Origin of the sequence: Pseudobutyrivibrio sp. C4 (assembly GCF_900111635.1) — a bacterium.
GTDB classification, from domain to species: domain Bacteria; phylum Bacillota; class Clostridia; order Lachnospirales; family Lachnospiraceae; genus Pseudobutyrivibrio; species Pseudobutyrivibrio ruminis.
The window spans coordinates 565,093-578,896 of sequence record NZ_FOHF01000001.1 but is presented as its reverse complement, the minus strand read 5'-3'; the positions used below and the strand labels follow the sequence as shown (position 1 = coordinate 578,896).

General features: G+C 38.7%; 12 protein-coding genes. 8 read left to right on the top strand and 4 right to left on the bottom strand.

All coding sequences use genetic code 11. The features are described 5' to 3' along the window. The first annotated feature begins 101 nt into the window (after positions 1–101). From BMY66_RS02790 to holA, 6 genes are all read left to right on the top strand, one after another. Complete coding sequence (locus tag BMY66_RS02790; protein ID WP_090394052.1) at positions 102–1,181, top strand: lysozyme inhibitor LprI family protein; 1,080 nt, start codon at positions 102–104, stop codon at positions 1,179–1,181. 7 nt (positions 1,182–1,188) lie between these two features. After that, a complete protein-coding gene (locus tag BMY66_RS02785; protein WP_090394051.1) occupies positions 1,189–1,659 on the top strand; it encodes an NUDIX hydrolase in 471 nt (156 codons plus the stop codon). Positions 1,660–1,775: 116 nt separating this feature from the next. Continuing rightward, positions 1,776–2,051, top strand: coding sequence for a hypothetical protein (locus tag BMY66_RS02780; protein ID WP_090394050.1), 276 nt, complete (start codon positions 1,776–1,778; stop codon positions 2,049–2,051). 362 nt (positions 2,052–2,413) lie between these two features. Beyond that, complete coding sequence (gene thrS / locus BMY66_RS02775; RefSeq protein WP_074790319.1) at positions 2,414–4,183, top strand: threonine--tRNA ligase; 1,770 nt, start codon at positions 2,414–2,416, stop codon at positions 4,181–4,183. 51 nt (positions 4,184–4,234) lie between these two features. Continuing rightward, positions 4,235–5,146: a radical SAM protein gene (locus BMY66_RS02770; RefSeq protein ID WP_090394184.1), complete on the top strand. Its 912-nt coding sequence runs from the start codon at positions 4,235–4,237 to the stop codon at positions 5,144–5,146. Between the two features lie 68 nt (positions 5,147–5,214). Next, positions 5,215–6,195 carry a DNA polymerase III subunit delta gene (gene holA / locus BMY66_RS02765; RefSeq protein ID WP_090394049.1) on the top strand — a complete coding sequence of 327 codons (981 nt, stop codon included), beginning with the start codon at positions 5,215–5,217 and terminating at the stop codon, positions 6,193–6,195. A 38-nt stretch (positions 6,196–6,233) separates the two neighbouring features. Here the strand turns inward: holA and BMY66_RS02760 are convergent, their stop codons facing one another. Then, positions 6,234–8,003, bottom strand: coding sequence for a sensor domain-containing diguanylate cyclase (locus BMY66_RS02760; protein WP_090394048.1), 1,770 nt, complete (start codon positions 8,001–8,003; stop codon positions 6,234–6,236). 159 nt (positions 8,004–8,162) lie between these two features. Between BMY66_RS02760 and BMY66_RS02755 the strand changes: the two genes are divergently transcribed. Beyond that, complete coding sequence (locus BMY66_RS02755) at positions 8,163–8,972, top strand: PilZ domain-containing protein (protein WP_090394047.1); 810 nt, start codon at positions 8,163–8,165, stop codon at positions 8,970–8,972. A 68-nt stretch (positions 8,973–9,040) separates the two neighbouring features. Here BMY66_RS02755 and rpsT read toward each other — a convergent pair whose 3' ends face one another. From rpsT to lepA, 3 genes are all read right to left on the bottom strand, one after another. Further along, on the bottom strand, positions 9,041–9,304 hold the full coding sequence (gene rpsT / locus BMY66_RS02750; RefSeq protein ID WP_044934054.1) for a 30S ribosomal protein S20: 264 nt from the start codon (positions 9,302–9,304) through the stop codon (positions 9,041–9,043). 158 nt (positions 9,305–9,462) lie between these two features. Next, on the bottom strand, positions 9,463–10,665 hold the full coding sequence (hemW, locus tag BMY66_RS02745; protein WP_090394046.1) for a radical SAM family heme chaperone HemW: 1,203 nt from the start codon (positions 10,663–10,665) through the stop codon (positions 9,463–9,465). 1 nt (position 10,666) lies between these two features. After that, positions 10,667–12,472, bottom strand: a complete 1,806-nt coding sequence (lepA, locus tag BMY66_RS02740) for a translation elongation factor 4 (RefSeq protein ID WP_090394045.1) — start codon at positions 12,470–12,472, stop codon at positions 10,667–10,669. 248 nt (positions 12,473–12,720) lie between these two features. Between lepA and hrcA the strand changes: the two genes are divergently transcribed. Continuing rightward, on the top strand, positions 12,721–13,776 hold the full coding sequence (gene hrcA, locus BMY66_RS02735) for a heat-inducible transcriptional repressor HrcA (RefSeq protein WP_044934060.1): 1,056 nt from the start codon (positions 12,721–12,723) through the stop codon (positions 13,774–13,776). Positions 13,777–13,804 lie beyond the last annotated feature (28 nt).

The following is a 13,804-nucleotide window of genomic DNA, read 5'->3' as shown; positions in this document are numbered from 1 at the left end:
ATCTAAATTAAGTAATTGTTCGGTGGTTCTTGGATGAAATAATAAATTGTTTGTAATACAATGTCTTTAGTAATGTTGTAAACAGAAAGGGAGAATGCTAGATGAATACACAACATAAGAAAAGAAAGAAAAAAAGAATTAGGACTATTTTGATAATTGACTTTGTTTTATTATTACTAGCTGGAGGTTGCATTTTCTTCATATTAAATAGAAAAGAATCAGATGATACAGCTACAGAGCTAAATGGAAATAACGAGATTCAGGTAGAGAGCTCGAAGGATTCAAGTGGTGATAATGGCAACGTTTCAGAAACTAGCGAAGATATTGATGATTCTACAATCACATTTGCAGATTTAGCGAAGTATAGCTATTCGTTTTCCAGCGGAGCTGGTGGTTGGGAAGATGATTTTGATATTGAAAAAGATGGATATTTTCATGGCAGTTATCACGATTCTGATATGGGTGATACTGGTGAAGACTATCCAGACGGCATTCGATATTATTGTGACTACGAAGGACATTTTGAGAACATTCAAAAGGTGGATGAATATACTTATAAAATGCAGATGAAGGATATTACAATTCTTAATGATGATAAGGAGTATATTGCTGATGGAGTGAAATATGTTCCACTTTCGCCATATGCCCTTAGTGGTGCAGATGAGGTTGATATTTATATGCCAGGTAAACCTGTTTCGGAAATTGATGAACAAGTACAGAGATGGTTATTCATAGACTATCAAGAGCAGCAGGATACATTAGACAATTTGGCATTAGTAAATGTAGCAGAAAATCAAGGTATTGTTAGCAGTGAGAGAATATCTGCAAAGAAAGAAGCTGAAGGTTTCTATAATACAACAGAAAACAGCTATGATTATTATGGCGATATGCTCTCTGAAGCGTTAACTACTGCTGATATGGTTGAAATAACTTCTTCACAGGTAAGAATTAGTGATGATTGCCTCAATAATATTTGGAGAGTAATAAAGTACAACACAGATGAGGCTGAATTTAACAAGATTCTTGAAGAACAGAGGCAATGGTTAAAGGACAGAGATGCTAAAGCACAAGAGTCAGCGGACGAATATGATGGTGGTAGCTTTGCGTCTGTTGCATATAATGATACTTATGCCAGTGTCACAATGGAGCGCTGCAAAAAGTTACTGGAGTATATAGAATAGGAAAAATATGACACTTACAACTTTATGCTATTTAATAAAAGATAATAAATATTTGATGCTTCATCGCACCAAGAAGGAGCATGATATCAATGCTGGAAAATATATTGGTGTTGGTGGACATGTTGAAGAGGGAGAGTCTCCTACTGATTGCATTAAGCGAGAGGTAATGGAAGAGACTGGATTGACACTAAATTCTGTAAAAATGCGAGGCTATATCACTTTCGTTATGGGAGATGAGACTGAGCATGCTATACTTTTCACCAGCGATGATTTCTCTGGGAATTTGGCAGAATCTTGTAGCGAAGGTGAGCTGACTTGGGTTGATATTGATAAAGTGATGGACCTAAATCTTTGGGAGGGGGATAAGGCTTTCCTGAAGATTCTTATGAACCAAGACCAAGAGAGGAAGTGTGAGTTCTTCTCGATTAAATTGGTGTATGACAGTCATGATAATCTTATTCAAACTATATATGAATAATAGTATATTTAATTTATTAATTGATTCCTTGATGCATAACAGTAATTTAAATTCCACATGAATCTTATTAGCTATATGATAGCAGTATTAATAATTTTGAAGGACATAAAATAAATATGACAAAACTAGAAGAATTACACAGCAAAATGGTACAGGTACATGACAAAGCTCAGAGTTTATTTGAGATGGATAATGTACCATCAATGCTAAAAAATGAATATAGAAACAAGGTGTCACAGTATGATAACATGTTTGATTCTATAGAAACTATGAAGGGGCTTACATCAAAAGAGGATACGCTAGAGAATCTAATAAATCAGCAGATAGAAATTCTAAACGTAAGAATCAAATGGGAGCTTGACTGGGCAAAAAGAGTTATAGAGCGACTTTAATGAATATAAGATAACCAAACTGTTTTATTGATTTAACAGTATTTTTGTGGTAGGATAAGACACGAAAAGCGATGACAGAAACAGTAGTATTTGTGAAAGCTAAGAGAGAGGACGCCTAGGCTGGAAGCGTCTAGCGGAAGCATTTATGAACACCATTCTCGAGCTGAGCGTAGAAGCCTTTTGGTGAAGCGCCTCCGGGTAGTTCCGTTAAAGACAAAATGAGTGAAACACTAAGGTGGAACCGTGTATTAAAATGAATGATGCACCCTTAGGATTGCTAGAAGTAGCTTTCCTATGGGTGTTTTTTATTTTACACCCTTGGTAATGTACAGATTTCATTACATTTTAAAAGGAGAAAAGCAATGGTTAATTTCAAAGAAGATGAGGCATTAAACACTCTCAATCACTCATGTGCTCATATGATGGCACAGGCTGTAAAGCATCTTTATCCAAACGCTAAGTTTTGGGTTGGTCCAGTTGTAGAGGAAGGATTCTACTATGATATGGATCTTGGCGATGTTATGCTTACAGATGAGGATATCGCAAAAATCGAAAAAGAAATGAAGAAGGTCGCTAAGACAGGAGCCAAGATTTATCGTCGTGAGATTTCTAAGGCTGAGGCATTAGAAGAGTTCAAGGACGATCCTTACAAGGTAGACCTTATCAATAATATGGATGAGGATTCAACAGTAATTTCTTGCTATGATCAGGGCGATTTCACTGATCTTTGCCGTGGACCTCACGTTGACAATGTAAAGCTTTGCCGTTACTTCAAGCTTATCAAGCACTCTGGTGCATATTGGAAGGGCGATGCTGAGAATCAGGTACTTAACCGTGTATATGGTGTTTGCTTCCCAACACAGGAGCAGCTTGATGAACATCTTGCACTTCTTGAGGAAGCAAAAGAGCGTGATCACAGAAAGATTGGCAAGGATATGCAGCTTTTCATGGCTGACGATTTAATTGGTCGTGGACTTCCAATGTACCTTCCAAATGGTTACACAATCTGGACAGAGCTTGAGAATTACATCCGTAATAAAGAGCGTAAGCTTGGTTACCTTCACGTTATGACACCATGTGTTGGTACAGTTCAGCTTTACCAGACATCTGGTCACTGGGATCACTACAAGGAGAACATGTTCCCAGCTATGGAAGTTGAGGGAGAAAACTTTGTTCTTCGTCCAATGAACTGCCCACACCACATGAGAATCTTCGCTAACCGTCCACACTCATACAAGGAGCTTCCAATTCGTATCGCTGAAATTGCTCACGATTTCCGTTTCGAGTCTTCAGGAACACTTAAGGGTATTGAGAGAGGACGTCACTTCTGCCAGAACGATTCACATATCTTCTGTACACAGGAGCAGATTAAGGACGAGGTTAAGAGCGTTTGTGATCTTATCTTCAGCACATACGAAGATTTCGGCATAACAGATTACAGATGTGTTCTTTCTCTTCGTGATCCAGCTGATACAAAGAAGTATCACCAGGATGATGATATGTGGAACACTGCAGAGCAGGCTCTTCGTGAGACTCTTACAGAAATCGGTATTGAGTTCACAGAGGAAATCGGCGAGGCAGCATTCTACGGACCAAAGCTTGATGTTAACGTTAAGCCAGCTATTGGTAACGAGATTACACTTTCTACATGCCAGCTTGACTTCTGCTTACCAGCTAAGTTTGACCTTACATACACAGATGCAGAGTCTAACAAGCAGACACCTGTAGTTATCCATAGAGCTATCCTTGGTTCACTTGATAGATTTATGGCTTACATTCTTGAGGAGACAAAGGGAAATCTTCCACTTTGGCTTGCACCTACACAGGTTAAGGTGCTTCCAGTAAAGAATGATGATGAAGAGCTTAATGCATACGCGCAGAAGCTTGTTGATGCACTCAATGATGCAGATGTTCGTGTTGAGTTTGATACTCGTTCAGAGAAGCTTGGATACAAGATGCGTGAAGCACAGATTCAGAAGGTTCCTTATCTTGCTGTACTTGGTAAGAATGAGGAAGCTGAAGGAACAGTTTCATACAGACTTCACGGCGAGCAGGGCACTACAACAGTTTCATTTGATGAGTTTGTAGAGCTTATTGTTAATGAAATCAAGACAAAGGGTCGCAATAAATAATTAAAAGATAGGGTGCCTGGTATTTATTATGCCAGGCACTTTTTGTTTATTATGGAAATTATGAATGAATGTAGGCTTTGCCCTAGAGATTGCAAAGTTAATAGAGTAAATTCAAGAGGGATATGTCAGGTATCTGATAAGCTTAAGATAGCCAGAATCGCCTTGCATTATTGGGAAGAACCATGTATTTCAGGGGAAAGCGGCAGCGGAGCTGTGTTTTTTTCAGGATGTAATCTTCACTGCGTGTTTTGTCAGAATGAAGAGATAAGCCATGGAAAGGTTGGCAAGGAAATCTCTGTAGAAGAGTTGGCGCGTCAGTTTGTTAAGCTTCAAAAACAAGGTGCAAACAATATAAATCTTGTAACAGGTACCCACTATATCCCACAGATTGTTCAAGCGGTGAATCTGGCTAAAGCTGGTTTGGAAGATGGTAGTCGTCTTGAAATCCCTGTAATTTACAATACCAGTGGCTATGAGAAGGTTGAATCATTAAAGCTTCTAAAAGGAGTAGTAGATGTATATCTGCCAGATTTTAAATATATGGATGAAGCATTGGCCGGAAAATATTCACATGCATCAGATTATCCTGAGGTAGTAAAAGCGGCTATTGATGAGATGGTTCGCCAGTGTCCAACGGTGGAGTTTGATGAGCAGGGGTTTGTTAAATCCGGCGTTATAGTTAGACAGCTTTTATTGCCAGGCCATGTAAATGACGCCAAAGCAATTATTAAATATTTGTTTGATAACTATCAGGATAGTATTTTTATCAGCATGATGAGCCAGTATACACCGATGCCTCATATAGCTTCAAAATACCCTGAATTAAACAGAAGAGTTACTAAACGTGAATACGATAGCCTTATTAATTACGCTTTGGATTTGGGCATAGAAAACGCCTTTATACAGGATAGAAAAGTTGCGAAGGAGAGCTTTATTCCAGAGTTTTCTAACGAATGGGATTAGTTTATAGAATATTATTTCTTTTCAATATTCACTAGTAGTTAATCTGGATTTAGGCTATACTTTTACCTATGAGACGTATAGATGAAGATATTAGTTCAGGACAATTTCAAAATATATATTTGCTTTATGGCGAGGAAGACTATTTAAAGCTTCAATACAAGAACAAGCTTTTGAAGGCACTTGTAAATGAAGGTGATAATATGAACTTCACCAAATACGAGGACAATGGCATCAATGTAGGCCAGGTAATTGACCAGGCTGAGACAATGCCATTTTTTGCTGAGCACAGAGTTATACTCATTGAGAATAGCGGATTTGGTAAAAAGATGCCTGAGGATTTAGGAAACTATTTAGCAAACATCCCTGATTTTACCATCTTTATATTTGTAGAGCCTTCTGCAGATAAAAGAGGAAAGCTATATAAGGCAGCAAAAGCCGCAGGTCGAGACATAGAGATGAATATGCCTAATGAAAGTGTTTTGGCTAAATGGGTTGGTGGTCAGCTAAATGCTGCTGGCAAACAAATGAAAAGAGACGCATGGTCTCAGTTTTTGAACATGACCCACGATTCAATGGATAATATGGCTACGGAGCTTGATAAGCTTGTTTCTTATGTAGGGGATAGGAATCAGATAACTTTGGAGGACGTCAATGCTATTTGTATTGCCCGAGTAGAGACAAAGATTTTCGATATGCTAAATGCTATTTCTGCCAAGGATTTGAAAAAGACATTGGATTTGTATCAGGATATGCTTTCTGCGAAGGAGCCTCCTATGCGAATTCTGACTATGATAGTTCGCCAGTTCAGGCAGATGAAGGTTATCAAGGAGTTGTCGGCATATGGCAACAATGCAGGAACGATAGCAAGCAAAGTTGGAATGCCAGATTTTGCTGTCAGACGAACAATGCAGTTGGCTAACAATTTTTCTGCAAAGGAAATTACTAATCTATTAAATGATGCGGCTGATTTTGAGGAGCAGTTTAAGACTGGTCGCTTGGATGAAAAGCTTGCAGTAGAACTTATTATTATGAAATACGCAGGTAAATAAAAATGGCCCTGTCCCTATGTGTGGGACAGGGCTTTATTTTATTTTACGCATGTCTTGTTTTTTCCTGTTTCCTTGGCTTCGTATAAGGCAGCATCAGCTCGTTTAAATACTGATTCGGCAGTGTCGCCCATAACGAAAGCAGTGAGGCCAAGACTTATAGTAGGAGAGTCTATTCCATCAAATTTGATGCTGGAGACTCGTTTTCTGGCTTCTTCAATATTGGATAGAACATCATCTAGCTTTAATGTAGGGGCGATAAACATGAATTCTTCGCCGCCCCAGCGTCCGATAATTCCACTAGGAAGTTTTTCGACTTCATTATCCAGCTGCTTAGCTAGCTCTACCAGTACCTTATCACCCATTACATGGCCGTAGGTGTCGTTTATTTCTTTGAAATTATCAATATCCGCAATACCGATAATCATATCAAAGCCGTTTTTATTCGCTCTATCAATAGCGTTTGAAACAAGCTTGTTGAGCATTCTGCGATTATATAATCCTGTTAGTTCGTCAGTATCTGCAATCTCTTGTAGCTTTTCGTTGGCCTCCTGAAGCTCAGCAGCTGTGACGTTAATAAAGTTGGCCAAACGACGTACCATAGAAACCTGACTGTGCATTTTTTGCTCTTCTGGTATAGGCAGAGCTTTGTCGCCATTAAATGATGGCTGAACAAAAGCCTTTTCACCTTCACGCATTCCGATTGCTATTAGTGTGACATGATGCTCGATGATGTGGTCTCCCATACGCATAATCTCTCCGCTTGAGTAGAATCCAGAGGTTGGAGAGATGGCTGCAAATGGAGCTGTTTCCTTGTTTATAAGGTATTTCCAATAGAGTCGTCGTACACCACAGCTGTACAAGAATATTGCTTGTGGTGCGAAGGCCTTTACTTTTTTTATAAGAGCAATTACGTCTTCCTTGATTACATCAGGGTCTCCGTAGGAAAGATTGATTGGAGTTCCCGGGTCGATATCTGCTGCAAGAATAATAGAGTTATCTTCGTGATTACATGAAAATGGTAATCGTAATACTTCATTGCCATGCTGATGAGACATTATTGGAAATTCAAGTATGTTTGAAAAGAAGTTTTCGTCAGCCTGGATATCCAAGTACTTGCTATATACTTTGCCGGCAGGGGTATTATTGATTTCAAATAGCTGTTTGCCCTTTATTTTGGTGACTTTTAATTCCTTGCCTAATGCCTTCCAGCCTATTGCATGGTGCACATCGATATGAAAATCTGGACCGGAATAGGTTATCACAAGGACACCATTAGGAGAGATGTCATTCTCATCTATTACACAGGTATTTTCATCAGATATTGTGACGGCGGCACTTCCTCCGCCGAATACGAAAATATCCTTATGACACTTTTCTACATTATTTAAAATAATATGACTGTTAATTGATTTGAGTGTTATGAGCAATTCTGCTGCTACGATATTTTCCGTTGAATCTATAAAATCTGATATGCTTTTCCCTACAATGTCTTCATTTCCTGGAATGCAATTGAATAATTTGACCTGAGTTGAGGTGCTTTCAAAAACGGAGACAGAAATAACCATTCCTTCGTCAACTAGATGGCCATCGCAAATGCCTCCATTTGTACTTGTTCCACCAATAGACGCAGTTGGAAAAGCATCAAGAATCTCAGATTTAACAATGTCTATTTCTGATTTGTCGATACCGTTTGTATATATATGGAATAGAATAGATGAATATGAATCATTGTCGATGTCTTTGTGTAAAGAATCGAGTGCATTTTCTAGATGAGATATATTCTCTAGTTCAAAATTATATTGTTTCAAATTATCGCCCTCATTGCGTTTTTATACTCCCTCTTTAAATATACATAATACTGTACGATAAATCATGCAAATTTTGTGAAGTATTTGTTACGAAAGAAACCATATATTGCCGGTAATTCTTTAGTAGTCAGGAACTTTTTTCTTTGCTAAAATTAAAGTATGAATAAAGAAAAAACAATTACGAAATTACATATTTCAGAGGTGACAGAAAAGGCGCGCATCTCAGTGCAAGCAACTCTTGAAAATAAAAAGTTGGAGTTGCCGACAGAGTATGCTGTTTTAGATGAAAAGGAGCAAGAAGAGTTTACTACTAAGTTTGGCAATAAGGGCATTCCTATTGAGAATATTATTCAGATGTGGCAAAACTCAGTTAGAGAAGTAGATTTTACTGGAAGCGTTTCAAAACTTGATTTGATTGTAGTGAATGATCAAGGTGTTTTTATTTGGGAAAATATTAAAATATATAAATTTACATTTTCATCAGGTCGTGCAATCCACGTTGTATTACCATTATTAGAAGAGGGAAATAAATATAATCGACGTCGTGGAGTGCGCATCAATATTGATAAGGTAATGGATGTAGAGCAGGACGATATAACGTATTCGGTTATCGTTCGAGATTTATCATATTGCGGTGTGGGCTTTGTGGAGCCTTTAGGTTCTCAAATTGACCCGAATCGAGAGTTCATACTGCATCTTCTTGAGGATACAGATGATGGAGAGAGAGAAGTAGGAAAGTTTTTTGGAAGGATTATCAATCAAAAGGAAGATGAGAATGGTGGCGTTTTTAGTGGATGCACTATTTCATCAGACCATGCAGCTTTTCTACAAAGATATATTGCAACAAAGCAAATAGAGGCTATTAGAGGAAAGAGCAATCAGTCAGGTATAAAACGTGTTAAAACAGGAGAGTTCTGGAAAGAAGATATAGCAGAAGAGATTAGTAAATCTGAAGAAGATGAAGAATAAGAATAAAATAACAACAAAAAAAAGCATCGGCTGACGGGACCGATGCTTTTTATTATTTCGTATTTAAATTAAGCAAGTGTGTTTACAAGCTTTGAAAGACGAGATACCTTACGGCTAACTGTGTTGTCGTGGTAAACGCCCTTAGAACCAGCCATCTCGATAACCTTGATAGCAGCCTTAAGCTCAGCCTCTGCAACAGCCTTATCTCCAGACTCTACAGCAGCCTCAACACGCTTAACGTATGTCTTAACCTCTGATCTGATTGCCTTATTACGCTCTGTTCTGATAGCTGTTACCTGAACACGCTTCTTAGCAGACTTAATATTTGCCATGTGTTGCTACACCTCCAATTTGTATAATTATAAAATGTTCAAATTAAATACGTTGTAGCCGGACACGGACAGTTCAACGCATACTCAAATATAATAGTTAATGAATCCCAAGTTGTCAATAGTTTGAGAATATTTTTATTGAAATAATGTAAATATTTCTACTTATCTAATAAAAACTGGGCAAGAACCTGATTACTTACATCTATTCCTATGTCGGTAAGGAACAAACGACCTTCTTTTGCGTCCATAAATCCCTGGTTTCTAAGGGCAGTAATGATTGGACCATATATTGCTTCGATATCAATTCCGAACATATTAAAGAAGTCAGAACGATTGACACCATCGATTTTTCTAAGACCAAGGAACATGAATTCTTCCATGGCCTCTTTTTTGGAAAGGGTTTCTTCATTGTCATAGAAAGGAGAGGAAAGCTCAGTAGATATTTCCTTGCCTTCAGCGATTTGCTCGGCAATTTCGCAGTATTTGTATATGTCACGAATGTTGTCTGCACGTCTGTTTTGATACAGGGTAGCAGCGCCAAGGCCAAGTCCTAAATAAGGAACACGGTCCCAATAGCCAATATTGTGGTGGCAAACCTTTCCACCGCGGGCATAATTGGAGATTTCGTAACGTTTATATCCTTTCTTTTCAAGATAGTCCATTGTGTATTTATACAAATGATAAGACTCTTCGTCGGTAGGTAAATCCTCGGTTTCCATGCCTGCATGCTGCTTAACAGCATCAAACTTATATTTATCGTAGAATGGAGTGCCTTCCTCGATAATCAAAGAGTACGCAGAGATATGTTCTGGTCGAAGCATAGTGACTGCGTTTAGGGTACGTTCGAGTTTTTCCACTGTCTGGTGAGGCAATCCTGTCATGATATCCACATTTACATTATCAAAACCTGCCTTTCGAACTAAATCAAATGTGTGAAGAAAACGATTGTAGTCGTGGATTCGTCCAAGCTCCTTTAATTCATCGTCATTTGCTGACTGCAGACCAATGGATAGTCTGTTGATTCCGACGCTACGGTATACATTGAGCTTTTCAGCTGATAATGTTCCCGGGTTACACTCAACAGATATTTCAGCCAATGGATTGACTCTAAAGGATGATTTGACGGTGGTAATAATTGAATCCATCAAATCCTCAGAAAGCCAAGATGGGGTGCCACCGCCAACATAAATAGTAGCTATTTCAACACCGTGGACTTGGCTTGCCATATATTTTATTTCAGTGCACAAAGCAGCGACATAACGCCGCTGCATTTTTTCATCAAACACTCCTGAAAGGAAGTCGCAATATAAACATTTTTTTACACAGAATGGTATATGAATATATAGTTCGATAGGAGTCATTTTAATCCTCGTCCAATTTAAGAACACTCATGAAGGCTTCCTGTGGAATTTCTACATTGCCAACCTGACGCATTCGTTTTTTACCTTCCTTTTGCTTTTCAAGAAGCTTTTTCTTACGGGAAATATCACCACCGTAGCATTTTGCTAAAACGTCCTTACGCATAGCCTTAACAGTTTCCCTGGCAATAACCTTTGAACCAACTGCAGCCTGGATAGGAATTTCGAAAAGGTGACGTGGAATCTCTTCTTTAAGTTTTTCGCACATTTTACGTCCACGCTCGTAAGCAGTACCAGAGAAGACGATGAATGAAAGTGCATCAACTTCTTCTTTATTAATAAGAATATCAAGCTTAACTAAGTCAGACTTCATGTATCCCTTCATTTCATAGTCAAATGAAGCGTATCCTCTAGAACGACTCTTTAGAGCATCAAAGAAATCATAGATAATTTCATTGAGTGGAAGAGTGTACTTGATAAGTGCTCTGGTTTCTTCCATGTATTCCATTGAAATATACTGGCCTCGGCGCTCCTGGCAAAGGTCCATGATTGCACCAATGTATTCGCTAGTAACCATGATTTCAGCCTCAACGATTGGCTCTTCCATGTATTCAATCTCACTAGGATCAGGGAGATTACTTGGGTTTGTAAGCTCTATCATTGTGCCATCTGTTTTGTAAACTCTGTAAACTACGCCTGGAGCAGTAGTAACAAGGTCTAGATTATATTCTCGCTCGAGACGCTCCTGGATGATTTCCAAATGAAGAAGTCCAAGGAAACCACAACGGAATCCAAAACCAAGTGCAACTGATGTCTCTGGCTCGAACTGCAAAGCTGCATCATTAAGCTGAAGCTTTTCAAGTGCATCACGAAGATCTGGATACTTAGCGCCATCTGCAGGATAAAGACCACAGTAAACCATAGGATTAACTTTTTTGTATCCTGGAAGTGGCGCGGCAGCAGGAGCATCAGCGTGAGTGATTGTATCACCAACACGAGTGTCGCGAACGTTTTTGATGGAAGCAGTCATATAACCTACCATTCCAGCTGGGAGTTCATCGCAAGGAATGAACTGACCGGCACCGAAGTAGCCTACTTCTACAACATCAAATTCTGCACCAGTAGCCATCATTTTGACGCTGTCGCCAACCTTTAATGTGCCTTCTTTTACTCGACAAAATACGATAACGCCCTTGTAAGGGTCATACAGTGAATCGAAAATCAGTGCCTGAAGAGGTGCGTTAACATCCCCTGATGGTGGTGGCAATTGATTAACTATTGCTTCTAGAACATCATGTATATTAAGACCAGTCTTGGCAGAAATCTGTGGAGCATCCTGTGCCTCAAGACCAATGACATCTTCAATTTCTTCGATTACTCGTTCAGGATCTGCAGATGGCAAATCGATTTTGTTGATGACAGGAATAACATCCAAATCGTGATCAAGTGCAAGGTAAACATTGGCAAGAGTCTGCGCTTCAATACCTTGAGCTGCATCAACAACGAGAATCGCACCATCGCAAGCAGCGAGAGAACGAGAAACTTCGTAATTAAAATCCACGTGACCTGGTGTATCAATAAGATTGAAAATGTATTCATTTCCATCATCGGCTTTATAAATGATTCGTACAGCCTGTGATTTGATTGTGATTCCACGCTCACGCTCCAAATCCATGTTATCAAGGACCTGGGCTTGCATTTCACGCTCAGTAAGAGTGCCAGTCATCTGTATGATACGATCGGCAAGGGTTGATTTGCCGTGATCGATATGTGCAACAATGCAAAAATTTCTGATTTTACTTTGATCCATAAAACACCTCTATATTAATGTAATTATTTTTGCAAAAAACGATGATATTTACAAAAATGATTGCCCTCATATATTACCAAAGCTTAGGAAAAATAACAATTATATAACATTAATAAAGAAAGTATAAAAAATATCTTAAGGCGGTTGACAAAAGGGGACCCTAGGTGTAAATTAACATCAGAAAATGATTAGCACTCCAATCAGATGAGTGCTAACAACATAAAACTGAGTGGGAGTGAGGTGAATGTATGGCTGATATCGAACTAGATGAGAGAAAAGTTAAAATCTTAAATGCAATCATTAAGAATTACCTTGAAACTGGTGAGCCAGTTGGTTCAAGAACAATATCAAAATACACTGATTTGAATCTTAGTTCAGCTACCATCCGAAACGAGATGTCAGATCTTGAGGATTTAGGCTATATAGTTCAGCCACATACATCGGCAGGTCGTATTCCTTCAGATAAAGGTTACAGATTCTACGTAAACAACCTGATAGCTGAGAAGGACAAAGAAGTTGCTGACATGCAGGAGTGGATGATTGAGAAGACTGAAAAGATGGAAAGCCTTCTCAAGAATGTAGCAAAAACACTTGCAAACAATACCCAGTATGCCACATTAGTTTCAGCTCCTTCAGTTGTTTCAAATAGATTAAAGTTCGTTCAGCTTTCAGCTGTTGATGAACACCAGGTACTTTCAGTAGTTGTCATGGATGGCAACATCGTTAAGAACAAAATCATTAATGTGGATAAGCCACTTGATAATGAAACAATGTTAAAGCTTAACATGCTTCTTAACACAAATCTTAACGGCCTGACAGTTGACCAGATTAATCTGGCAGTTATATCCAGATTAAAGGAGCAGGCAGGTATCCATGATGAGATTGTAGAGCAGGTACTCGATACCGTAGCAGAGACAATCACTGAAGGCGATGATTTACAGGTTTATACTTCAGGTGCTACCAACATCTTCAAGTATCCAGAGCTTGCAGATTCAAAGAAGGCTTCTGAATTATTAGATACATTCGAAGAAAAACAATCACTTATAGAGCTTCTTAATGATAGCTCAAGTGAAAATGAGAGCACAGGAATTCAGGTATATATCGGAGACGAATCTCCAATATCAACTATGAAGGATTGTTCGATTGTTACAGCAACATACGAGCTTGGCGATGGAGTCAAAGGTACAATTGGTATCGTTGGTCCAAAGCGTATGGACTACGAAAATGTTGTTGACAATATAAAAAGTCTTAAAGGTCAGCTAGATAAATTACTGAAACAGGAAGCTGACAGAAATAAAGGATAAAAGAAATTAAGGAGATGTAAATTCGTGG